At 64.8% G+C, this 20,792-nt stretch carries 24 protein-coding genes; 11 read left to right on the forward strand and 13 right to left on the reverse strand.

Annotated features, from left to right (window positions below):
• The first annotated feature begins 61 nt into the window (after positions 1-61).
• Both FFS09_RS14830 and FFS09_RS14835 read left to right on the forward strand, forming a co-directional pair.
• The gene (locus FFS09_RS14830; protein WP_137919667.1) at positions 62-862 is read left to right on the forward strand and encodes a nucleotidyl transferase AbiEii/AbiGii toxin family protein; all 801 of its coding nucleotides are present in this window, start codon (positions 62-64) and stop codon (positions 860-862) included.
• Positions 859-1,593 (forward strand): hypothetical protein, encoded by a 735-nt coding sequence (locus FFS09_RS14835; RefSeq protein ID WP_137919668.1) that lies wholly within the window; start codon positions 859-861, stop codon positions 1,591-1,593. The genes FFS09_RS14830 and FFS09_RS14835 overlap by 4 nt, the downstream gene beginning before the upstream one ends.
• A gap of 7 nt (positions 1,594-1,600) precedes the next feature.
• On the opposite strand, the gene FFS09_RS14840 is transcribed toward FFS09_RS14835, so the two are convergent.
• Positions 1,601-2,956 (reverse strand): LLM class flavin-dependent oxidoreductase, encoded by a 1,356-nt coding sequence (locus FFS09_RS14840; RefSeq protein ID WP_137919669.1) that lies wholly within the window; start codon positions 2,954-2,956, stop codon positions 1,601-1,603.
• 402 nt (positions 2,957-3,358) lie between these two features.
• Positions 3,359-4,123 carry a trans-aconitate 2-methyltransferase gene (gene tam / locus FFS09_RS14845; RefSeq protein WP_137919670.1) on the reverse strand — a complete coding sequence of 255 codons (765 nt, stop codon included), beginning with the start codon at positions 4,121-4,123 and terminating at the stop codon, positions 3,359-3,361.
• 177 nt (positions 4,124-4,300) lie between these two features.
• On the opposite strand from tam, the gene FFS09_RS14850 reads away from it, so the two are divergent.
• From FFS09_RS14850 to FFS09_RS14875, 6 genes are all read left to right on the forward strand, one after another.
• Positions 4,301-4,942 (forward strand): peroxiredoxin, encoded by a 642-nt coding sequence (locus FFS09_RS14850; RefSeq protein WP_137919671.1) that lies wholly within the window; start codon positions 4,301-4,303, stop codon positions 4,940-4,942.
• An 11-nt stretch (positions 4,943-4,953) separates the two neighbouring features.
• Positions 4,954-5,532 carry an RBBP9/YdeN family alpha/beta hydrolase gene (locus FFS09_RS14855; protein ID WP_137919672.1) on the forward strand — a complete coding sequence of 193 codons (579 nt, stop codon included), beginning with the start codon at positions 4,954-4,956 and terminating at the stop codon, positions 5,530-5,532.
• Between the two features lie 90 nt (positions 5,533-5,622).
• Complete coding sequence (locus FFS09_RS14860; protein ID WP_137919673.1) at positions 5,623-6,624, forward strand: sulfate ABC transporter substrate-binding protein; 1,002 nt, start codon at positions 5,623-5,625, stop codon at positions 6,622-6,624.
• Positions 6,625-6,755: 131 nt separating this feature from the next.
• Positions 6,756-7,637, forward strand: coding sequence for a sulfate ABC transporter permease subunit CysT (gene cysT / locus FFS09_RS14865; protein WP_137919674.1), 882 nt, complete (start codon positions 6,756-6,758; stop codon positions 7,635-7,637).
• A complete protein-coding gene (cysW, locus tag FFS09_RS14870) occupies positions 7,634-8,503 on the forward strand; it encodes a sulfate ABC transporter permease subunit CysW (protein ID WP_137919675.1) in 870 nt (289 codons plus the stop codon). The genes cysT and cysW overlap by 4 nt, the downstream gene beginning before the upstream one ends.
• A gap of 11 nt (positions 8,504-8,514) precedes the next feature.
• Positions 8,515-9,603 (forward strand): sulfate/molybdate ABC transporter ATP-binding protein, encoded by a 1,089-nt coding sequence (locus FFS09_RS14875; RefSeq protein ID WP_137919676.1) that lies wholly within the window; start codon positions 8,515-8,517, stop codon positions 9,601-9,603.
• Between the two features lie 66 nt (positions 9,604-9,669).
• Here FFS09_RS14875 and FFS09_RS14880 read toward each other — a convergent pair whose 3' ends face one another.
• Positions 9,670-9,882 (reverse strand): hypothetical protein, encoded by a 213-nt coding sequence (locus tag FFS09_RS14880; protein ID WP_137919677.1) that lies wholly within the window; start codon positions 9,880-9,882, stop codon positions 9,670-9,672.
• 163 nt (positions 9,883-10,045) lie between these two features.
• Here FFS09_RS14880 and FFS09_RS14885 point away from each other — a divergent pair, with 163 nt between their 5' ends.
• Both FFS09_RS14885 and FFS09_RS14890 read left to right on the forward strand, forming a co-directional pair.
• Positions 10,046-10,279 (forward strand): hypothetical protein, encoded by a 234-nt coding sequence (locus FFS09_RS14885; RefSeq protein WP_137919678.1) that lies wholly within the window; start codon positions 10,046-10,048, stop codon positions 10,277-10,279.
• Positions 10,280-10,344: 65 nt separating this feature from the next.
• Positions 10,345-11,112, forward strand: a complete 768-nt coding sequence (locus FFS09_RS14890; RefSeq protein ID WP_212745105.1) for a hypothetical protein — start codon at positions 10,345-10,347, stop codon at positions 11,110-11,112.
• Here FFS09_RS14890 and FFS09_RS14895 read toward each other — a convergent pair.
• Complete coding sequence (locus FFS09_RS14895; protein ID WP_137919679.1) at positions 11,087-11,878, reverse strand: Crp/Fnr family transcriptional regulator; 792 nt, start codon at positions 11,876-11,878, stop codon at positions 11,087-11,089. The two genes, FFS09_RS14890 and FFS09_RS14895, sit on opposite strands and share 26 nt — an antisense overlap.
• A 417-nt stretch (positions 11,879-12,295) precedes the next feature.
• The gene (locus FFS09_RS14900) at positions 12,296-13,213 is read right to left on the reverse strand and encodes an FAD-binding protein (protein WP_137919680.1); all 918 of its coding nucleotides are present in this window, start codon (positions 13,211-13,213) and stop codon (positions 12,296-12,298) included.
• 186 nt (positions 13,214-13,399) lie between these two features.
• On the opposite strand from FFS09_RS14900, the gene FFS09_RS14905 reads away from it, so the two are divergent.
• The gene (locus tag FFS09_RS14905; RefSeq protein ID WP_212745106.1) at positions 13,400-13,852 is read left to right on the forward strand and encodes an ATP-binding protein; all 453 of its coding nucleotides are present in this window, start codon (positions 13,400-13,402) and stop codon (positions 13,850-13,852) included.
• On the opposite strand, the gene FFS09_RS14910 is transcribed toward FFS09_RS14905, so the two are convergent.
• From FFS09_RS14910 to FFS09_RS14945, 8 genes are all read right to left on the reverse strand, one after another.
• Entirely contained in the window at positions 13,853-15,247 is a 1,395-nt protein-coding gene (locus tag FFS09_RS14910) for a sensor histidine kinase (protein WP_137919682.1), read from the reverse strand.
• 1 nt (position 15,248) lies between these two features.
• A complete protein-coding gene (locus FFS09_RS14915) occupies positions 15,249-15,956 on the reverse strand; it encodes a response regulator transcription factor (RefSeq protein WP_137919683.1) in 708 nt (235 codons plus the stop codon).
• 41 nt (positions 15,957-15,997) lie between these two features.
• The gene (locus tag FFS09_RS14920; protein WP_137919684.1) at positions 15,998-16,468 is read right to left on the reverse strand and encodes a Spy/CpxP family protein refolding chaperone; all 471 of its coding nucleotides are present in this window, start codon (positions 16,466-16,468) and stop codon (positions 15,998-16,000) included.
• Between the two features lie 118 nt (positions 16,469-16,586).
• Positions 16,587-17,585, reverse strand: coding sequence for an aldo/keto reductase (locus tag FFS09_RS14925; protein ID WP_137919685.1), 999 nt, complete (start codon positions 17,583-17,585; stop codon positions 16,587-16,589).
• A gap of 5 nt (positions 17,586-17,590) precedes the next feature.
• Positions 17,591-18,553 (reverse strand): Gfo/Idh/MocA family oxidoreductase, encoded by a 963-nt coding sequence (locus FFS09_RS14930; protein WP_137919686.1) that lies wholly within the window; start codon positions 18,551-18,553, stop codon positions 17,591-17,593.
• A gap of 1 nt (position 18,554) precedes the next feature.
• Positions 18,555-19,421: a class III extradiol dioxygenase subunit beta gene (locus FFS09_RS14935; protein ID WP_137919687.1), complete on the reverse strand. Its 867-nt coding sequence runs from the start codon at positions 19,419-19,421 to the stop codon at positions 18,555-18,557.
• Position 19,422: 1 nt separating this feature from the next.
• Positions 19,423-19,848 (reverse strand): protocatechuate 4,5-dioxygenase subunit alpha, encoded by a 426-nt coding sequence (gene ligA, locus FFS09_RS14940; RefSeq protein WP_137919688.1) that lies wholly within the window; start codon positions 19,846-19,848, stop codon positions 19,423-19,425.
• 4 nt (positions 19,849-19,852) lie between these two features.
• On the reverse strand, positions 19,853-20,785 hold the full coding sequence (locus FFS09_RS14945; RefSeq protein ID WP_137919689.1) for an amidohydrolase family protein: 933 nt from the start codon (positions 20,783-20,785) through the stop codon (positions 19,853-19,855).
• Positions 20,786-20,792: the final 7 nt, after the last annotated feature.

Genomic DNA, 20,792 nt, shown 5'->3' on the forward strand with positions numbered 1-20,792 from the left:
GCAGCCGATCCGCTCGGCGGACGGTAGTTTTATATAGTTTCAATATCTCATAAAATGAGATATGAGCACTATTTACTCTCCACTGGAAAAAGGTTTCACCGCATCCCTGCACGCCATTGACCGGTGCCAGGTCGCGCTCTTGCGGGAGATCGCGGGCCTTTCCGGACTACGCATGGTGCTCAAGGGAGGCATGGCCATGCGAGCCAGCTTTGGCAGTTTGCGCCTCACGAAGGACATGGACTTCGACCGCGACACGGAGGCCACCACCTTGAACTCGGTCCGCAGCATGATCACGCGTGGCATGAAGAGTGCAGCAGAACAGTCGCGGCTCCGGGCCGTGGCGATCGATTTCTCCAAAGCCACCGATGTCACCCTGCGCGCGCGCATGGTCGGTGAAACGATCGCAGGGCACGCGGTGCGGTTCGAAGTCGAGGTGTCGGGCCGGCGGTTTCCGCGCCGGGAAAACCGGCGCATGGAAACCGTGGTGCCGCCGTCCGACTACGGCATGGCGCCCTTTCCCGTGCACACCTACACCCACGCGATGCTGGCCGCGTCCAAGGTTCTGGCCGTCATGTCGGACAACCGCAACGTGCCGCGCGACGTCTACGATCTTCGAGACCTGATCTTCGCGCAGGCCAATCCGGTCGACATCCTTCGCGGCCTTCCCACAGAGGCCGTGGGGTACATGCGGGCCGACGTCGTCAGCAAACTCGCGCTCATCACCTTTGATCAAGCCCGAGAGGAACTTCTCCCCTATCTGCCCCCAGCCATCGCGGCCGAAATCGACCAGGCCACATGGGACGCATGGACGCTGGACGTCGCTGAATCGATCGATGGCTGGTTTCAGGAGATCGGGCCATGAATGCACCATGGAAGGTCCATGCGGAGACCTGGCTGATGTCTCCAGAAAGCCCGTTTGTGCTGACCTCGGGCTCGCTGCGGCTGCTCGCCGAGAGCCATCACCTCGATACCGGCGACCGAGCACCTGCAAACGCCACTTTCTTCCGTTGGCTCAAGGACATGACGGCGGCGCACAAGCTGATCGAAGTCACCCATGGCGTGTACCTCAATCGACTCGGACACCGTTCTGAAAGCCCTTCCGCGGCGGCTTCCTTTGTCCGTCGCGGTGCGGTCGTGAGCCTCGCCTATGTGTTGGAGCAGGCGGGTCTCACGAACAACTTCGGCGAGACGTTCACCTGTGTCATTCCCACACACCCGTCCTGGACCACACCACAACTCAGCGAGCGGCATGTGCCTGGCCTGGGCACCTTTCGATTTCACGCGATGCGCGTCGACCGCCTGGAACCGCAGGGCGCGAAAACCAGCGACATCTACGACCTGCGCTTCAACTACAAGCGCACCACACCCGAAAAGGCCTTGCTCGACTGGATCTACCTTGCAAACACAAAGCAAAGCAAGCTCACAGCCCCGGCACTGGACATCAATGCCAACGAACTGGACCCGCGGCGGCTCAAGCGCCTGGCCCGCAAGATGGGCATTGAAGCGGAGCTGATGGCGTGGATGGAGCGTTGGCAGCAGTACCAGAACGACCCTGAGGTGGATGCCAACGCTTCACGGTTCGAGATCGGCTGAACGGCTCTCAAGCCACCAACCGCTGCGCCCCCGCATACCGGCTCACCGGCCGCTCCAACCCCAGGTTCTCCCGCAAGGTCGTGCCCTCGTACGCCGTGCGGAACAAGCCCCGTCGCTGCAGTTCCGGCACCACCAGTTCCACGAACTCGTTGAGCGAGGCCGGCAGCACCGGTGGCATCACGTTGAAGCCATCGGCCGCTCCGTTCTCGAACCATTCCTGCATGCGATCGGCGATGGTCTGCGGCGTGCCGATCACCACCCAGTGCCCGCGCGCGCCGGCCAGGTACTCGTACAGCTGGCGCACGGTGAAGCGTTCGCGCCGCGCCAGTTCGATCACCACGTGCGCGCGGCTGTTGATGCCCTTGGGCGGCTCGGGGTAGTACGGCGGCGGCGCGTCCAGGCTCCAGCGCCGCAGGTCCTCGCCCGGCCAGAACGGCGCGAGCGTGCTCAGGCCCACCGACGGGTGGATCAAGGCCTGCAGCTCGGCCCACTTGGCCTGCGCCTCTTCCTCCGTGCGGCCGATCACCGGCGAAATGCCGGGCAGCACCAGCAACTGCTCGGGGCGGCGGCCGTACTTGCCCATGCGGCCTTTCACGTCGGCATAGAACGCCTGCGCTTCGGCCAGGCTGGTCCAGGCGGTGAAGATCGCCTCGGCCGTCGCGGCGGCGAGTTCCTTGCCGTCCTCGGACGAGCCGGCCTGCACGATCACCGGATGGCCCTGCGGCGAGCGCTCCAGGTTGAGCGGCCCCTTCACCTTCAGGTGCTTGCCGACGTGGTTGAGCTCGTGCACCTTCTTCGGGTCGAAGTAGATGCCGGACTCGCGGTCGCGCACGAAGGCATCGTCGTCGAAGCTGTCCCACAGGCCCTTGACCACGTCCACGAACTCGGTCGCCTTCGCGTAGCGGTCGCCCGGCGAGGGGTGCGCGTCCAGCCCGAAGTTGCCATGCACGCTGGCGTTGCTGGTGGTCACCACGTTCCACGCCGCGCGGCCTTTGCTGATGTGATCGAGCGAGGCGAACTTGCGCGCGAGCAGGTAGGGATCTTCGTAGGTGGTGGACGCCGTGGCCACGAAGCCGATGTGTTTCGTCACCGCGGCCAGCGCGGCCCACAAGGTGACCGGCTCGAAGTGCGAGATGCGGCCCTGGCGGCCGAACGACTCGTCGTCGCCCGTGCCCCAGATGCCCGGGCTGTCGGCGACGAACACCTGGTCGAACAGGCCGCGCTCCGCCGTCTGCGCCACCTCGATGTAGTGATCGATGTTGGTGCCCGAGTCAATCTGCGACCCCGGGTGCCGCCAGGCGGCGATGTGGTGGCCGGTGGCCATGATGAAGGCGCCAAGGCGCAGTTGCCGATGCTTGCTCATGGGTGGGTGCTCCCCTGTGGTTGGAACCCGCCAATCTAGGCGCGCAGGCCCCGACAGGGAACGAAACAAAGCGCATATGCATAGCCGATCTGCTTCGTTGTGGCGGCGCACTTTCACGCCTAGCATGGGTTCACCGGTTGAGTCTGGTCCGGCCGATGCGGGGATGCTGAAAACCCTGGTTGTCTCCTGGGGGGAGGATTGCATCGGCCGGTTTTTTTACGCCCAAAAGAAAACCCGCCGAAGCGGGTGAACCTCCAGGGTGGAGGCGAAGCTCGGGGGGAGAGCTTCGGAGACCTTGGTGTATGACAGTGCCGCCAGTATTCCCGCAAGCACTGCCGGGCCGTGTCGGACACGGATCAGTTGCTGTGTAGGAAAAGAAGAAGATGCGGCGCACGCCCGTCTTCAACGGCTCGCCACGATGAAAAGCCGCGGGAAAGGCAACAGCACTGTGCCATCGGCCAGCGCGGGATAGGCCTCGGTGATGGCGGCGAGATAGCGGGCCACGAAAGCCGCCTTCTCGTCTTCGTCCAGCGGCGCCAGATAGGGCCGCAGGGCCGAGGTCTTGAACCACTCCACCACGGCTTCGGGGCCACCCGCCAGGGGATGGAAGTAGGTCGTGCGCCACACATCGACGCTGGTGCACAGCGGCTTGAGCAGCTGGAAATAGAACGCGGCGTGGTGCCGCGCGGGGTGTTGAATGCCTCCTATTTTTGAGGCCCAGGGTCCGTCTGCCGCCACCTGCCGCGCCAGCCGGTGCGCGGGCTCTTCCAGGTTGTCGGGCGTCTGCACGGCCAAGCTTCCGCCGGGGGCCAGACGGCTGACCAAGCGCGGGTACAGCCTGGCGTGCTCGGGCAGCCATTGCAGCGAGGCGTTGGCCAGGATCACATCAAAGGACTCGGTCGGGTTCCAGGTGGCGATGTCGGCGAGTTCAAAAGCCGTGTCCGGCAAGCGCTTGCGGGCCGCGGCCAACATGTCTTCGGAACTGTCCAGCCCGGTCACGCGGGCCTGCGGGAAGCGCGCGGCCAACACCTCGGTGGAGTTGCCAGGGCCACAGCCGAGGTCGATGGCGACACGCACGTCCCGGAGCGGCAGCGCGGCCACCAGGTCGCGCACAGGGCGCGTGCGTTCTTGCTCAAAGGCCGAGTACTTGCTGGCGGACCACGTCATCGTGCGTTCTCTCCATGGGGTTGGGCTGTCGGCGCATTGTGCCTCTGCGCTCAATGTCCATGCACAAAGAAGGCATCGAGCCATATGCCGAGAGCCCATAAACAAACTACTTCATAGTTGTTTGAAGACCTGCAGGCGCTCCTGACAATGCACCTCTACTTTTGACGAGAGCCCTTCATGAGCACACTTCGACTCGGTGATACCGCACCCGATTTCACACAAGACTCCACCGACGGCCCGATCCGCTTCCACGAATGGGCGGGCGACCACTGGGTGGTGTTGTTCTCGCACCCGGCCGACTTCACACCGGTGTGCACCACCGAACTCGGCAGGACCGCCGCGCTGTCCACCGAATTCGCCCGGCGCAACGCCAAGCCCATCGCGGTCAGCGTCGACCCGCTGGACTCGCATGGCAAATGGGTGCTCGACATCAACGAGACGCAGAACACCACGGTCAACTTCCCCATCCTGGCCGATGCGGACCGCCAGGTGGCCACGCTCTACGACATGATCCACCCCAACGCGTCGGCCACCGCCACGGTGCGCAGCGTGTTCATCATCGACCCGAAGAAGGTGATCCGCACCACGCTCACCTACCCCGCGAGCACCGGCCGCAACTTCAACGAGATCCTGCGCGTGATCGATTCGCTGCAGCTCACCGACAGCCACAAGGTCGCCACGCCGGCCAACTGGACCGACGGCGAGGACGTGGTGATCGTGCCCAGCCTGCAAGACCCGGCCGAACTCGCGCAGCGTTTCCCCAAGGGCTTCAAGGCCGTGCGGCCCTACCTGCGCCTCACGCCGCAGCCCAACCGCTGAGCGCGCACGGCATGGCATCGCCCACGGTCATCATCATTCCGGGCTGGCGCAACTCCGGCCCGGGCCACTGGCAGACCTTGTGGTCGGACAGCCTGCCTTCGGTGTTGCGGGTGGAGCAGGACGACTGGGTCGCGCCAGTGCGGCAGGCCTGGGTCTCGCGCCTGAGCGAAACCATTGAACGCGCGCCGGGCACGGTGATCGTGGTCGCGCACAGCCTGGGCTGCATCACCACCACGCACCTGCCGCCCGAGGTGGCGCAACGCATCCAGGGCGCGCTGCTGGTCGCGCCAGCCGACCCCGAGCGCCGCGGCGTGCTGGCCGACTTCGCGCCCGTGCCCTACCAGCGCCTGCCCTACCGCAGCATCCTGGTGGCCAGCAACAACGACCCCTATTGCCCGGTGCGCACCGCGGGCGCCTATGCGCGGGCCTGGGGCAGCGAGTTCGTGCGGCTCAACGAGGCCGGTCACATCAACGTCGATTCGGGCCACGGCCACTGGCCGCTGGGCTTGGCGTTGCTGCAGTCGCTGGGCGCGCACGTGCCGGCTGGCAACCGCCTGGACGAGCCGGTGGCGACAGCGCTTTATTCCTGATCGACATAAAGAAACAAGAACAAAGTCGTTGGGAATCGCTGGACCGACGCCCAGAATGCGTTGCATCCTGTTTCAGCTTTGGAGCTCTCCATGAAAAACACCTTGCGTGCGGCACTGGCCGCCGTCGCCCTGTCCACGTCCGCCCTGGCAGGCGCACAGACCACCACGCTGCTCAACGTGTCCTACGACGTGGCGCGCGAGTTCTACAAGGACATCAACGTCGCCTTCGTCGCGAGCTACAAGAAGTCCACCGGCAAGGACATCAAGGTGGACCAGTCGCATGCGGGCTCCAGCGCGCAGGCGCGTGCCGTGGCGGACGGCCTGGACGCCGACGTGGTGACCATGAACACCACGACCGACGTGGACTTCCTGGCCGACAAGGGCGTGGTCGCCAAGGACTGGCGCCAGAAATTCCCCAACAACGCCGCGCCCACCGCTTCGACGATGCTGTTCCTCGTGCGCAATGGCAACCCCAAGAACATCAAGGACTGGGACGACCTGATCAAGCCCGGCGTGCAGGTCATCGTGGTCAACCCCAAGACCGGCGGCAATGGCCGGTACGCCTATCTGGCGGCCTGGGGCTACGTGCGCAGCAAGGGCGGCACCGACGCACAAGCCGCCGAGTTCGTGGGCAAGCTCTACAAGAACGTACCGGTGCTGGCGCGCGGCGGGCGCGATGCCACGGGCGTCTTCCTGCAACGCAACATCGGCGACGTGCTGATCACCTTCGAATCCGAAGTCGTCTCGGTGAACAACGAGTTCGGCGCCGGCAAAGTCGACGCCATCCACCCGAGCGCATCCATCGTGGCCGAGAACCCGGTGGCCATCGTCGAGCGCACCGTGAACAAGAAGGGCTCGGCCGCCGAAGCCAAGGCCTACCTCGAATTCCTCTACAGCCCTGAAGGCCAGGAGATCGCGGCCAAGCACAACATCCGCCCGCGCAACGAAGCCATCCTGAAGAAATACGCGACCGCGTTCAAGCCGATCAAGCTGTTCGCCGTCAGCGACTATTTCGGCTCCTTTGCCGAAGCGCAGAAGGTCCACTTCAACGACGGCGGCCAGTTCGACAAGCTGTACACCGTCGGCAAGTAGAGAAGTCCCACCACCGCGCTCCGCGCGACCCCCCAAGGGGGGCGATGCCTGAGGCCCGGCAAAGCCGGTTCCTCGGCATCTCTTGATGAGCGCTACCTCTCTCCTCTCGGCGCTTTTGGATCTCGAACCTTATGACTTCTGCAACGCTGCCCTCTGGCGCGGCTCCTCTCTCCGGCCCCCGGCGCACCAGGCGCCGCGTGCTGCCGGGCTTCAACATCACGCTGGGTTTCACGGTTTTCTACCTGAGCCTGATCGTGTTGATCCCGCTCTCGGCGCTGATCTTCAAGACCTTCACGCTCACCTGGCCGCAGTTCTGGGAGGCCGTTACCGCGCCGCGCGTGCTGGCTTCGTACAAGCTCACGTTCGGCGCCTCGCTCATCGCCGCGGTGGTCAATGCATTCTTCGGCCTGCTGGTGGCGTGGGTGCTGGTGCGCTACACCTTCCCCGGCAAGAAGGTCATTGACGCGCTGGTGGACCTGCCTTTCGCATTGCCCACCGCCGTGGCCGGCATTTCGCTGACCGCGCTGCTGGCGGGCAACGGCTGGATCGGTCAGTACCTGGAACCCCTGGGCATCCAGCTGGCCTTCAATCCCAACGGCGTGGTGATCGCGCTCATCTTCATCGGCCTGCCCTTCGTGGTGCGCACGGTGCAGCCGGTGCTCGAAGACTCCGAAAAGGAACTGGAAGAAGCCGCCACCTGCCTGGGCGCCACGCGCTGGCAGACCTTCAGCCGTGTGATCTTTCCCAGCATCGCGCCGGCGCTGCTCACCGGCTTTGCCATGGCCTTCGCGCGCGCCGTGGGCGAGTACGGCTCGGTGATCTTCATCGCCGGCAACATGCCCATGATCTCCGAGATCACGCCGCTGATCATCATCAGCAAGCTGGAGCAATACGACTACGCCGGCGCCACTGCCGTGGCCACGGTGATGCTGTTCTTCTCTTTCGTGCTGCTGCTGCTCATCAATGCGCTGCAAGCCTGGCAACGCAAACGCTCCGGAGGGAACCTGCAATGAGCGCCGCCCGCACAGAAGCACCCTGGGTGCGCCGCACGCTCATCGGCGTCGCGCTGGTGTTCATGTTCCTGTTCCTGGTGTTGCCGCTGGCCGCGGTGTTTACCGAGGCGCTGCGCAAGGGCCTGGAGTCCTACGTCGATGCGTTGAAAGACCCGGACGCCTGGTCCGCGATCCGCCTCACGCTGATCACGGCCTTGATCGCCGTGCCGCTCAACCTCGTGTTCGGCGTGGCCGCGGCCTGGGCCGTGGCCAAGTACGAGTTCCGTGGCAAGTCCTTCCTCACCACGCTGATCGACCTGCCGTTCTCCGTCTCACCCGTGGTCGCGGGCCTGATCTACGTGCTGGTGTTCGGCGCGCAGGGCTGGTTCGGTCCGTGGCTCGCGGAGCACGACATCAAGATCGTGTTCGCCGTGCCCGGCATCATCCTGGCCACCATCTTCGTCACCTTCCCCTTCATCGCGCGCGAGTTGATTCCGCTGATGCAGGCGCAGGGCAACGACGAGGAGCAGGCCGCGATCGTGCTCGGCGCCTCGGGCTGGCAGACCTTCTGGCATGTCACGCTGCCCAACATCAAGTGGGGCCTGATCTATGGCGTCATCTTGTGCAACGCGCGCGCCATGGGCGAGTTCGGCGCGGTGTCGGTGGTCTCCGGCCACATCCGCGGGCAGACCAACACCATGCCACTGCACGTGGAAATTCTCTACAACGAATACCAGTCGGTGGCGGCCTTCGCCATCGCTTCGCTGCTGGCGCTGCTCGCGTTGGTCACGCTGGTGATCAAGTCGGTGGCCGAGTGGAACATGGAACGGGAAATGAAAGCCCTGGCCGAGTTGCCGCCCGAGCGCCCCACGGCATTGGCGCCCTAAGAAAGAACACCATGAGCATTGAAATCCGCGACATCAACAAACACTTCGGCACGTTCCAGGCGCTGAAGAACGTCAACCTCGACATCCACTCGGGTGAACTGCTCGCGTTGCTCGGCCCGTCGGGCTGCGGCAAGACCACGCTGCTGCGCATCATCGCGGGCCTGGAAACACCGGACACCGGCAACATCCTGTTCAGCGGCGAAGACACCACCGACGTGCACGTGCGCGAGCGCAACGTGGGCTTCGTGTTCCAGCACTACGCGCTGTTCCGCCACATGACCGTGATGGAAAACGTGGCCTTCGGTCTGCGCGTGAAGCCGCGCAGCGAGCGCCCCAGCGACGCGCAGATCAAGGCCAAGGTGCTCGACCTGCTCAAGCTGGTGCAGCTCGACTGGCTGGCCGACCGCTATCCCTCGCAACTCTCGGGCGGCCAGCGCCAGCGCATTGCCCTGGCGCGCGCGCTCGCGGTGGAGCCCAAGGTGCTGCTGCTCGACGAGCCCTTCGGCGCGCTCGACGCCAAGGTGCGCAAGGAACTGCGCCGCTGGCTGCGCCGCCTGCACGACGAGCTGCACGTCACCAGCGTGTTCGTCACGCACGACCAGGAAGAGGCGCTCGAAGTGGCCGACCGCGTGGTGCTGATGAACCAGGGCCAGGTGGAGCAGATCGGCGCGCCGCAAGACGTGTGGGACCACCCTGCCAGCCCCTTCGTCTACGGTTTCCTGGGCGACGTGAACCTGTTCCATGGCCGCGCGCACGAAGGGCTGTTGCACCTGGACGGCGTGTCGATCGATTCGCCCGAGCACGCCACTGCGCAAGACGCCAAGGCCTACGCCTACGTGCGCCCGCACGACCTGGACGTGCAACGTTACGAGGCCGGCCTGCCCGGCATCGTCGCCAGGCTCGACCGCGCGGTGGTGGTCGGTCCGATCGCGCGGCTGGAGTTGCTGCCGGTGGATCCGCAAGCGCCCGGTGGGCACGACCCGTTGATCGAGGCGCGCATGTCGGCCGAGCGCTTTCGCGAACTGGGCTTCAAGGAAGGCGACACGCTGGTCGTGTCGCCCAAGAAGGCCCGCGTGTTCCTGCAATCTCACGCCAGCTGAACGCAACCCCAGCCCATATTTACACCGCTTACATCGGGTATCGCACCCCGATGCAAGCGGTGTTTTTCACGAGGCAAGCTGGATCTTGCCTTCGCTCACGTAGCGTTTGAAGTCGGTCAACGGCATCGCGGTAGAACCACGCACGTCCTCGTCCACCCAGCTGAGCGTGACGTCGTTCAAGCCGGTCTCGACCTTCACGGGCCCTGGGCGGATGACGATGTTCGGGCCGTCGCCTTCGCGGTACTCGACCTTGCCGACGATCGTTGCGCTTTGTGCCATGTGTGCTCCTTGGAATGGTGCCTTCAGGATCGCGGCCGGCCAGGCAAAGGTCTGTGCGTTGTCGAACAGAACTCCATGCGCGTGAGGCTTAGTCTGAACGTCAGCCGATTTTCCGGCTGTTGCCACACTCCTGCCCCGTGCAGCTTTTCAAGGAACCCTGATCATGAAAACCTCCCGACTTCTCACCACTTCCGTGGCCGCGCTGACGGTCGTTGGCGCGGGGCTCGTGTTTGCCCAATCCACGCCGCCCGGCTCCACACCGCCTCCCGCTGCGGAGCCGGCCAACCAGGCCCAGCCGACCACGCCTGCGGCCCCAATGCAGACCACGCCGAGCCAGGACACGACGCAACGCAGCGACGTGCCCATGACCACCGACGCGCAAGCAGACCGCAACTGACCCAACCGAGTGGGCACGCCTGAACCCGTCGGTTCATGGCGCGCCTTCAACCTGCTCGACCCGTCATGCGCTCCAACCCGTCCACCGCGCAGGACATCCGCAACGGACTGCTGATCGGTGCGGCATTGCTGACATTGCTGATGCCGCCCGCCTCGTTCGTGCAGGGTGCGGATACGGGCGTTTCAACGGCCGCTGTCGATACGCAGCCGTTGGCGCCCGTGCCCGCACCCGTGCCGAACTTTGGCGCGATCGAGCCCACCCCCAACGCACGCGAACTGGTGCAGTGGATCGCCCGCACCGGCGACAACGCGGGCATGCCTTTCGTGCTGGTCGACAAACAGGCCGCACGGCTGCACGTGTTCAACGCCCAGGCCAACCTGGAAGACAGCACGCCGGTGCTGCTGGGATCTGCGCCCGGCGATGACACGGTGCCGGGCATTGGCCAGCGCCCGGTGCACCTGGTCCAACCCCACGAACGCACCACTCCCGCGGGCCGCTTTGTCGGCCACCTGGGACACAACCTCACCGGTGAAGACGTGGTGTGGGTCGACTACGGTGCCGCGGTCTCGATGCACCGGGTACGACCGACGCTGCAACCCAGGGAGCGCCGTGCCGAGCGGCTCAACTCGGACACCATCGACGACAACCGCATTTCCTATGGGTGCATCAACGTGCCCGCGGCGTTCTACGATGCGCGCCTGCGGCCGGTGTTCTCAACCATGCAGGCCATCGTGTATGTGCTGCCCGAGCAGAAGAGCCTGCAGCAGGTCTTCGGCATGACGCCCCCACTGCGAGAAACGCCCCGTGTCAGGCGCTCTGCAGGCTTCGTTTGACCACGAGGGTGACCGACACATCGCGATCCAGTGCGTGCGCGTGCGAGACCGTGTGCGCAAACGGCAGTTTGTCGTAGGCGCGCCGCACGACGCTGTAGCACTCGCAGCTGCGTGCTTCGAGCCCGTCGCGGTCCAGGATGTGGATATGGCCTCGGTGGTATTCGATCAGCCCGGCCTTCTGCAGCTTGAGCGCGCCACTGGTGACACCTTCGCGCCGCACACCCAACAGGCTGGCAATGCGTTCTTGTGTCGCCAGCATGTCGGTGTTGTCTTCCTGGCGATCCAGGTGCTGCAGCAGCCAGCGGCAGAGTTGCTGGTCCAGCGCGTGGTGGCGGTTGCAGGCCGAGGACTGCGCCATGTGGGTGAACAGCGCTTGCGTATAGGCCAGCAACTGCTGCATGAGTTCGGGCGATCGGCGCGTGTGGTGCAGCAAGGCCTGCGCGCCCATGCGGTACGCGTGGCCCGGGCGCTGCACGATTGCATCGCTGAGCGCGGTGGTGTCGCCCATGAAGGCGCACACGCCGACCATGCCCTCGCTGCCAACAACCGCGACTTCGGAAGAAGAGCCGTCCTCCAGCGAGGACACCAGCGAAACGGTACCCGTCACCGGAAAGTACACATGTCGCACCTCGGCGCCAGCTTGGTGCAACAGTTCGCCGGTGTGCAATTCGACCCATTCTAGATCGGGTGTCAGCAAGTGCATGGTGGCGCTGGGCAGCGCGGCCAGCAGATGGTTCCCTTCAAGCTGTGACGTGGTGGTTGTCATGGCAGTTCCCTTTCACTTTCAGCATGTCGTTTGTTCGAGGGCCGGTCCTGCCATGCAGGCCCAGGCCCCACCTGAATTAGGCGTGGTATCGCACACAGCGGCTGTCAGACAACCGCTCGATTCATCCGGGAAGCTGGCCTACGGGCGCATACCCCAGCCATACAAAAGGCGGCCGTCTACGTACAGAAGCAAAGCCTGACCGGCCTGATTCGAAGCATCGCGCAGGCGGCCGAGGAGGCAGCGACTGCCATCGAAGTTCACGCCGATTGGGCGAGCGCGGACCGGCCCCTCAACAACCTCTGAATTGTTTCGTTGTCGGGCAATTTCTGGCGCGGGGGAACCAATTTCCGGGATCGGTTACTCAGGCCTTATGGGGTGTCCGTGTGGTATCAGACATCAGCCGAAACGTAACAGGTCTCACAAGCCGCTTCCTGAACGCGGTCCTCTCCAACGGGTCATGTGCTGAGTCCAGACAGGCAATCGGCCAACGCGCTGGACAACCATGTCCGCGTCCTCATTCGCAGAATGCTTAACCCGACAATCAACCTGCCAACCCATCCGAGGGAACGATATGACCGCAGACCAACTCTTGAACGACCTGGGCCTCACCGCTGGCTTGCAGGAACTGCGCTTCGATGCCAACGGATGCGCGCGATTGATGTTCGACGGCAAGATCGCGGTCAGCGTTCCTTCAGAACCGATGAACAGCTGGGTCAAGCAATACCCTGCGGAGGACTTTCGGGCTCTTCTTGCCGTGCGGATCACTTCGCCATCTGCGGTAACCACCGTAAGCGACAGCACGTTGTCGCGCATGGTCCCGTAGCGCACGGTGTTCGTGCCGGAAGCGGCGGTGGCAACCATACCGCCAATGGATGCGTTGGCGCCCGGGTCCACCGAGAAGAAGAACCCTGTGTGGACGAGATCTTCATTGAGTTGTTCGCGTGTCACGCCAGCCTGTACGGTGGCGGTCAAATCGTCGGGGCGTATGTCCACGATCGCGTTCATGCGTGACATGTCGATGCATATGCCCCCTTTGATCGCCAGCAGATGCCCTTCCACAGAGGACCCGACACCAAATGGAATGACCGGTATCCGGTGCGCGGCACAACTGCGCACGATGAAGCTGACTTCATCGGTTGACTCTGCGAACACCACCGCCTGCGGCGGACGCGGTGCATACGCAGACTCATCGGTGCCGTGCAGAAGGCAAACCGAGGCATTGCTGGTGAAGCGGCTGTTGAAGACCGCCTTGAGCGACGACACCACTGAATCGGGCAGTGGCCGTATGGTTGGGGTGGGGCCGGTTTGACCGGTGGTGTTGAGGACCGTGGACATCTTTATCTCCCGCACTTGAGGTTGGGGGGCGAGTCTAGAAACCGCAGCAGTGGCTGGGAAATAGCGTTTCGTTCTAGCCCTATTCGGACCCGTGATACCAAGCCAGTGATGCGTTTGACAGCCCGGATTTGATGGGAGAATGGCCGCGCTGGTCCGCCTGCTCCCATCACAACCAGGGTGAAAGAATTGGCTCAACCGAGTGTCGGCTTCAGAGGTCTGCTGGAAAATCGACTGGACGAAATTTCAAAGCTCGCGGAGGCTTTTGAGAAATGGGCCACGGACGCGCGCGTGCCGCAGGCAACCATCCGCGCGGTGAATCTCATGCTCGACGAGCTGATCTCCAACGTGGTGATGTATGCCTACCCGGCGTCACAACGCGGCGAGATTCTTGTAGATGCGTGGATCTCACCGGGGCAGCTGGAGGTGCGGCTCACCGATCACGCATTTGCCTTCAACTCGCTGCAGGCGCGCCAGCCCGATGTTCGCGCGGACATCGACGATCGACGAATCGGTGGTCTGGGCATCCATTTCGTGCGCCAGCTGGCGGACGTGGTCACTTATGAGCGGACCACGGAAGGCGGCCAGGAAGTCAATCGGGTCCACATCGTCAAACGGTACGTGCCGGACTCTGAGCATTGATCAGGCCGCAGCCTCTGCGGCCCGCAATGTGACTGTCACGGCCAACCCAGGCCGTTCATTGCGCACCGACAGAGTGCCCCCGTGCGCCTGCGCCACGAGTTTGCAGAGGTATAGGCCCAGTCCGACGCCACCCGCACTGCGGGTGCGTGCGGTGTCGGGACGGAAGAAGGGCTGGGCCAGGTGCGCAAGTTGTTCGTCGGGCACGCCCGGGCCGTGGTCGCGCACTTCCAGCTCGATGCCCTGCCCTGCACCGAGTGGGCGCAGGTGCAACTCAACAGGCAACGGGGCACCGGCGCTGTGGCGTAAGGCGTTGTCCAGCAGGTTGCGCAACAGCAGGCGCACGCGGACGCGGTCGAGTGGCAACGTGGGCAGGCCGTCGGTCAGATGCAGGGCCACGCCACGCGCGGATGGCTGGGTGGCGGCCAGTTCGTCGATGACCTCGCGCACCAACGCGGCCGGGTCGGTGGGTTCGCGGTGCAATGCCTTGTGGCGCCCGGCAAGGCGCTCGCTCTCCAGCAGGTCGCTGATGAGGCGGGCCATTTCGCTCAGGTCGCGCAGCAGGGCCTCGCGCTGTGGCGTGATCTCGTCGGATTCGGGCAGCAGTTCGGTGTTGAGCCGGGCGCGGGTGAGCGGGCTGCGCAGTTCGTGGCTGATGGCCAGCAGCAACGCGCGCTGGGCTTCGAGCATCTGGTGGATGTCGTGCCCCATGTTGTTGATGGTGGCGGCGAGTTGGCCGAGTTCGTCGGGCCGCTGGGGATGGCGCACGGGAATGGGTTCGCCAAACTCGCCCGCACCGAAGCGCAGCGCGCCCTGGCGGATGTGGTCCAGCGGGCGCAACAGGCGGCGCACGTACAGGTAGGCCAGCAGCGTGAGCATGAGCAAGGCCGCGAGCGTGTAGCCCACCAGCTTGGGACGGCGGTCGAACGCCGCTTCGTTCAGGCCAAAATCGATGCGGTGACCGTCGGTGGTGCTGCGTTGCAGCAGTTGCCGCCAGTCCTGGTCGTCGCCCCAGCCGGCATCGTCATCACCACGACCACCGTGCGGTCGATCGCGCAGCCAGTGCGCTCGCGCCTGCTGCGGATGTGAGCGCCAGTTGATCCGCGGGCCAACGATGTCGATGGTGATCGGCAGGCGCTGCGTGAGGGCCTGGGCGCGTTCGATGCTGGGTGCACCGCCACCCGCCGACACCTCGCCGGCCAGGCGGTCCACATAGTCCATGAGCATGGGTCGCGCGGCTTCGCGCCAGCCCACCGAAAAGGCCTTCTGCGCGCCGCTGATGAACGTGAAGGACATCGCCATGGCCAGCAACAGGAACACCATCACCATGCGCAGCTTGAGCGAACAGCGCACGGCGTTCGCCGCGCGGCGGTACCAGGGGGTCGTTGTGGCAGTCATGTCAGCGCTTGAGCTTGTGCAGCGCGAGCGAGTAGCCGGCGTTGCGCAGGGTCTTGATGCAGTCCAGCGGTTCGAGTTTCTTGCGCAAGCGGCTCACCACGATGTCGACCGCGCGGGTGTACAGGTCGGCCTCGTGGCCGCGCAGCTGGTTCAGGATGTCGTCGCGGCTGAACACCTTGCCGCTGTCGCGCGCGAGCAGGTGCAAAAGATCAAACTCGGTGCTGGTGAGTTCCACCGCCTCGCCCTGGCGCAGCACGCTGCGGCGTGTTGGGTCGATGCTGAGGCCTTCGAACAGCAGCACGTCGGGCGCCGTCGCAACGGTGTTGCCTTGCGGGCCGTTGCCGCCATGGCGGCGGCGCAGCACGGTCTGGATGTGCGCGACGAGTTCGCGTGGCTCGAAGGGCTTGGGCAGGTAGGCGTCGGCGCCCAGTTCGAGGCCTACCACGCGGTCCATCACGTCGCCACGCGCGGTGAGCATGACGATGGGAATGTCGCTTTCCTTGCGGATGGTGCGGCACAGTTCGAAGCCGTCCATCTCGGGCAGCATCACGTCAAGGATGGCGGCGTCGAATGGCGGCGTGTCGCGCAGGCGCGCCAAGCCCTCGCTGGGCTTGAGCGCGTGCGTCAGCGACAGCTCGAAGCGCTGGAAGTATTGGGCCAGCGGCGGGCCGAGCTGTTCGTCGTCGTCAATCAGCAGAACGCGGTGCATGCGGCATTGTCACACTGCATCTGGCGCGCCGGCCGGCCGCCTCATCCGCGCGCGAACCAGCCACGGCGTTTCTGCATGCGCTCACGGACCTCCGCTTGCTGCGTGGGGTTCAGGCTGTCGTAGAAGTCGGCCAGCGCGTTGATCACCTCGGGACTGCTGACCTGCACCACGCGGGTTTTTTCGTCGAGCAGGTTCAGGGCGCGGGCGCGGTCGAACTTCTCGCCGGCCACCAGCGCGCGCACTTCGGCGCGTGGGTCGGAGGTCTGGCCGATGAAGGCCGTGCGCTGGGCCTGCATCTTGTCGGCCAGCACGTTGAGTTTTTGCTGCTGTTCGGCGTTGAGATCGAGTTTCTGGGTGATGCGGTTGACCACCTTGCCGCGCACTTCGGCCATCTTCTCGGCGCTCATGGGGCCATGCGCATGGTGACCACGCGATCCACAGGCGGCCACGCCGCCGATGGCGATGGCAACGCCGGTGAGGGCCATGAGCGAGCGTCTGGTCCAGGATTTCATGTGGGTGTCCTTTCGAATGGACTGTTGAACATGACCCTGATGGTGCCGGGCACCCTGCCCCGCGTCGTCTCGCTCCAGTTTCGGTTTGTATCGCTATTTTTCAGCCGGCGGCAACGGCTCAATACGCTTCGGTGTCAACCTCGCGATTCGCCTGCTCGGTGTAGCGGTTGCCGCTCACGGTCTTCTGGTTGATCAGCGCGTCGAGCCGCGCCAGCGTGGCCGCATCCAGCTTCACATCCACCGCGCCGAGGTCGTCGCGCAGGTGGTCTTCGCGCGAGGTGCCCGGGATTGGCAGGACGTCGGGCCCCTGGTGCAGCAGCCAGGCCAGCGCCAGCTGGGCCGGTGTGCAGCCCACTTCTTGCGCGATCGCGCGGTACGGCGGCAGCAGCTTGAGGTTGGCGGCAAAGTGCTCGGGTGTGAAGCGCGGCATGGCGCGGCGGATGTCCTTGGCGTCGAAGGCGTTCACGTCGAGGTCGTCACCGCACAGGAAGCCGCGCGCCACCGGGCTGAAGGCCACGAAGCTGATGCCGAACTCGCGGCAGGTGTCGAGCACCGCGATCTCCGGGTTGCGCGTCCACAGCGAGTATTCGGTCTGCACGGCCGTGATCGGGTGCACCGCCTGCGCCTTGCGGATCGTCGCGGCCGACACCTCGGACAAGCCCAGCGTGCGCACCTTGCCGGCACGCACCAGGTCGCTCATCGCGCCCACGCTGTCTTCCACTGGCACCTGTTTGTCCCAGCGGTGCAGGTAGTACAGATCGATCACGTCGGTCTTGAGACGGCGCAGGCTGTCCTCGCAGTTCTTGCGAATGGCCTCGGGCCGCCCGTCGATCACGCGCTTGACGCCGTCGTCGAACTGCACGCCGGCCATGCCGCCCTTGCTGGCGAGCGTGAACTGGCTGCGGTGCCTGGAGAGCACGTTGCCCACGTGCGTTTCGCTGGCGCCAAAGCCGTAGAGCGCGGCGGTATCGAAGTGCGTCACGCCCTGGTCCAGCGCGGTGAGCAGCACGCGCTCGGCCTGTTCTTTGGACACCGGCGCCCCGTAGGCGTGGCAGATATTCATGCAGCCCAGGCCAAGGGCCGAGACGGTGAAGGGGCCGAGTTGGCGCTGCTGCATGGTGTTCAGCCTTGCGCGTTGAGTTGCTGTTCCAGCTTGTGCAGCACCTGGTAGCACGCCAACACGCGGGTCACGCTGGAATTGGGCTCGCGGCCTTCCTTGATGGCAGCGAAGAACTCGCGGTCTTGCAGTTCGATGCCGTTCATGCTCACGTCCACCTTGGACACGTCGATCTGCTCTTCCTTGCCGTTGAACAGATCGTCGTAACGCGCGATGTACGTCGCGGTGTCGCCGATGTAGCGGAAGAAGGTGCCCAGCGGGCCGTCGTTGTTGAACGAGAGCGAGAGCGTGCAGATCGCGCCGTTGGCGGCCTTGAGCTGGATGCTCATGTCCATGGCGATGCCCAGCGTGGGGTGGATCGGGCCCTGGATGGCGTTGGCCTGCACGATCGGGCTGTTGGCCTGGTAGGCGAACAGGTCGACCGTGTGCGCGGCGTGGTGCCACAGCAGGTGGTCGGTCCAGCTGCGGGCCTGGCCGAGCGCGTTGGTGTTGGTGCGGCGGAAGAAGAAGGTCTGCACATCCATTTGCAGGATGTTGAATTTACCGGCCTGGATCTGCTTGTGCACGTACTGGTGGCTGGGGTTGAAGCGGCGCGTGTGGCCGCACATGGCCACCAGGCCGGTCTGCTTCTGCAGCGCCACGACTTCCTCGGCACCCTTGAGGCTGTCGGCCAGCGGGATCTCGACCTGCACGTGTTTGCCGGCCTTGAGACAGGCGATGGTCTGCTCGGCGTGCATCTGCGTGGGCGTGCACAGGATGACGGCGTCCAGCTCCTTGAGCGCGAGCGATTCGGACAGTTCGGTGGTGACATGGCCGATACCGTACTTGGCGGCCACTTCCTTCGTCTTGTCGAGGTCGCGGCTGATGAGCGAGATCACTTCCACGCCGTCGATGTTTTTGATGCCGTCCAGGTGTTTGATGCCGAAGGCGCCAGCGCCCGCGAGGGCGACTTTGATGGTTTTGGTCATGTCAGGAGTTCTCCAGGATCAGGTGGCCCACCGCCGTGTTCGACGCGGGCACATGGTAGAAGCGTTTCACGGCCTTCGGGCGCGCGCCACCGGCCGCATCGGCCATCGCGCCGCGCGCGATCAGCCACATCACGAGTTCGATGCCTTCGCTGCCCGCGTCGCGCACGTAGTCCATGTGGGAGATGTCGGCGGCGGCTTCGGGGTCGTTGATCAGCTTGTCGAGGAAGGCGTTGTCGAAGTCCTTGTTGATCAGGCCCGCGCGCGGACCCTGCAGCTGGTGGCTCATGCCGCCCGTGCCCCAGATGTGCACGTTGATGTCCTCGTCATAGCTCGCCACCGCCTTGGCGATGGCCTTGCCCAGGTTGTAGCAGCGCCGACCGCTGGGCACCGGGTACTGCACGACGTTGACCGCGAACGGGATCACCGGGCAGGGCCAGGCGCCTTTCACCGGGTCTTGCGGGCCGCACATGAGCGAGAGCGGCACGGTCAGGCCGTGGTCCACGTCCATCTTGTTGACGATGGTGAGGTCGAAGTCCTGCTGAATGACCGACTGCGCGATGTGCGACGCCAGTTCCGGATGGCCGATCACCTTGGGCACGGGGCGCGGGCCCCAGCCTTCGTCGGCCGGTTGGTACTCGGCGGCGGTGCCGATGGCGAAGGTCGGGATCATGTCCAGGCTGAACGCGGTCGCGTGGTCGTTGAAGACCAGGAAGACCACGTCGGGCTTGTTGTCCTTCATCCACTGCTGGCCGAATTCGTAGCCCTGGAAGACGGGTTGCCAATAGGGTTCGTGCGTCTTGCCCAGGTCGAGCGCGGCGCCAATGGCCGGGACGTGCGAGGTATAGACGGATGCGGTGATGCGTGCCATGTCAGTGTTTTCCTTGCGGTTGGCGGTGCGCCTGCGCGTCGCCGTCTTCGCCAATCACGCGGTTGCCTTCAACCGAGCGGCCGCCGGCCACCATCATGTTGCGGTATTCCTCTTCGGTCATGCCGGTCATGGAGCCCGCCATCTGCTGGAAGCTCTTGCCATCGGTGGCGCCGATCTTGGCGAGGAAGTAGATGTTGCCGCCCAACGAGATGCAGCGGTTGAGATCGCGCGCGAGCACGGCCTGTTTCTGCTCCTCGCTCATGGCCCATTCGTCGAGGTAGGCGCGCTCGTCTTTCTTGAAGCGCTCGCGGTTCTCGGCTTTCATGAGCGACATGCAGAACTGGTTGAGCCAGTAGCCTTTGCGGCTCTGCTCGGCGTCGAAGATGGTCGTGCCGGGCACGTCCAGGTAGGGTTTGTCGAGTGCCATGGGTTCAGACCTCCTCGGGCCAGTACAGGCGCATCGGGTTGGTGACGAGCAGCTTCTTCTGCACGTCGGCCGTGGGCGCGATCTGCGGGATGAAATCCACCAGCAGGCCGTCGTCGGGCATGTGCTTCTTGAGGTTAGGGTGCGGCCAGTCGGTGCCCCAGATCACGCGGTCCGGGAACTCTTCGACCACGCGGCGCGCGAAAGGCACCACGTCCTGATAGGCAGCCTGTTCGCCATCCAGCGCCTTCGGCCCGGTGACGGACAGGCGCTCGGGGCAGGTGACCTTGCTCCACACGTTGGTGTTCTCGCGCATGAACTTGAGGAACAGCTCGAACTCGGGGCCGTCCACCGGCTTGGTCACGTCGGGCGTGCCCATGTGGTCCACCACCACGGTGGTGGGCAGCGCGGTGAAGAAGTCCCACAGCTCGGGCAGGTCCACCGCTTCGAAGTAGATCACGACGTGCCAGCCCAGCTTGTGGATGCGCGTGGCGATCTCCAGCAGCTCTTCCTTGGGCGTGAAGTCCACCAGGCGCTTGACGAAGTTGAAGCGCACGCCGCGCACGCCGGCGTCGTGCAAGCGTTGCAGTTCGTCGTCGCTGACGCTGCGCTTGACCGTCGCCACGCCGCGCGCCTTGCCACCGCTGCTCACCAACGCGTCGACCATGGCGCTGTTGTCGGCGCCGTGGCAGGTGGCCTGCACCACCACATTGCGCGAGAAGCCGAGGTGGTCGCGCAGGGCATACAGCTGGGCCTTGCTCGCGTCACACGGGGTGTACTTGCGCTCGGGTGCGTAGGGGAATTCGGCGCCAGGGCCGAACACGTGGCAGTGCGCGTCGACCGCGCCCGCGGGCAATTGGAAGCGTGGCTTGCTCGGGCCGTCGTACCAGTCGAGCCAACCCGTGGTCTTGGTGAAATCGCCGGAAGTCGGTTTGCTCATGTCGTGT

This window comes from Hydrogenophaga sp. 2FB, assembly GCF_005503365.1.
Taxonomy (GTDB): domain Bacteria; phylum Pseudomonadota; class Gammaproteobacteria; order Burkholderiales; family Burkholderiaceae_C; genus Hydrogenophaga.

What these genes read in the sequence shown, in the direction of transcription:
- tam (WP_137919670.1), bottom strand. Translation starts at nt 4,123, where the DNA reads ATGACGTGGTCCGCCAGCAAGTACTCGGCCTTTGAGCAAGAACGCACG.
- FFS09_RS14890 (WP_212745105.1), top strand. Translation starts at nt 10,345, where the DNA reads ATGCGCTCCAACCCGTCCACCGCGCAGGACATCCGCAACGGACTGCTG.
- FFS09_RS14945 (WP_137919689.1), bottom strand. Translation starts at nt 20,785, where the DNA reads ATGAGCAAACCGACTTCCGGCGATTTCACCAAGACCACGGGTTGGCTC.
- FFS09_RS14880 (WP_137919677.1), bottom strand. Translation starts at nt 9,882, where the DNA reads ATGGCACAAAGCGCAACGATCGTCGGCAAGGTCGAGTACCGCGAAGGC.
- FFS09_RS14835 (WP_137919668.1), top strand. Translation starts at nt 859, where the DNA reads ATGAATGCACCATGGAAGGTCCATGCGGAGACCTGGCTGATGTCTCCA.
- FFS09_RS14930 (WP_137919686.1), bottom strand. Translation starts at nt 18,553, where the DNA reads ATGACCAAAACCATCAAAGTCGCCCTCGCGGGCGCTGGCGCCTTCGGC.
- FFS09_RS14875 (WP_137919676.1), top strand. Translation starts at nt 8,515, where the DNA reads ATGAGCATTGAAATCCGCGACATCAACAAACACTTCGGCACGTTCCAG.
- FFS09_RS14860 (WP_137919673.1), top strand. Translation starts at nt 5,623, where the DNA reads ATGAAAAACACCTTGCGTGCGGCACTGGCCGCCGTCGCCCTGTCCACG.
- FFS09_RS14830 (WP_137919667.1), top strand. Translation starts at nt 62, where the DNA reads ATGAGCACTATTTACTCTCCACTGGAAAAAGGTTTCACCGCATCCCTG.
- FFS09_RS14855 (WP_137919672.1), top strand. Translation starts at nt 4,954, where the DNA reads ATGGCATCGCCCACGGTCATCATCATTCCGGGCTGGCGCAACTCCGGC.
- FFS09_RS14920 (WP_137919684.1), bottom strand. Translation starts at nt 16,468, where the DNA reads ATGAAATCCTGGACCAGACGCTCGCTCATGGCCCTCACCGGCGTTGCC.
- cysW (WP_137919675.1), top strand. Translation starts at nt 7,634, where the DNA reads ATGAGCGCCGCCCGCACAGAAGCACCCTGGGTGCGCCGCACGCTCATC.
- FFS09_RS14885 (WP_137919678.1), top strand. Translation starts at nt 10,046, where the DNA reads ATGAAAACCTCCCGACTTCTCACCACTTCCGTGGCCGCGCTGACGGTC.
- FFS09_RS14915 (WP_137919683.1), bottom strand. Translation starts at nt 15,956, where the DNA reads ATGCACCGCGTTCTGCTGATTGACGACGACGAACAGCTCGGCCCGCCG.
- cysT (WP_137919674.1), top strand. Translation starts at nt 6,756, where the DNA reads ATGACTTCTGCAACGCTGCCCTCTGGCGCGGCTCCTCTCTCCGGCCCC.
- FFS09_RS14910 (WP_137919682.1), bottom strand. Translation starts at nt 15,247, where the DNA reads ATGACTGCCACAACGACCCCCTGGTACCGCCGCGCGGCGAACGCCGTG.
- FFS09_RS14900 (WP_137919680.1), bottom strand. Translation starts at nt 13,213, where the DNA reads ATGTCCACGGTCCTCAACACCACCGGTCAAACCGGCCCCACCCCAACC.
- FFS09_RS14850 (WP_137919671.1), top strand. Translation starts at nt 4,301, where the DNA reads ATGAGCACACTTCGACTCGGTGATACCGCACCCGATTTCACACAAGAC.
- FFS09_RS14935 (WP_137919687.1), bottom strand. Translation starts at nt 19,421, where the DNA reads ATGGCACGCATCACCGCATCCGTCTATACCTCGCACGTCCCGGCCATT.
- ligA (WP_137919688.1), bottom strand. Translation starts at nt 19,848, where the DNA reads ATGGCACTCGACAAACCCTACCTGGACGTGCCCGGCACGACCATCTTC.
- FFS09_RS14925 (WP_137919685.1), bottom strand. Translation starts at nt 17,585, where the DNA reads ATGCAGCAGCGCCAACTCGGCCCCTTCACCGTCTCGGCCCTTGGCCTG.
- FFS09_RS14840 (WP_137919669.1), bottom strand. Translation starts at nt 2,956, where the DNA reads ATGAGCAAGCATCGGCAACTGCGCCTTGGCGCCTTCATCATGGCCACC.
- FFS09_RS14895 (WP_137919679.1), bottom strand. Translation starts at nt 11,878, where the DNA reads ATGACAACCACCACGTCACAGCTTGAAGGGAACCATCTGCTGGCCGCG.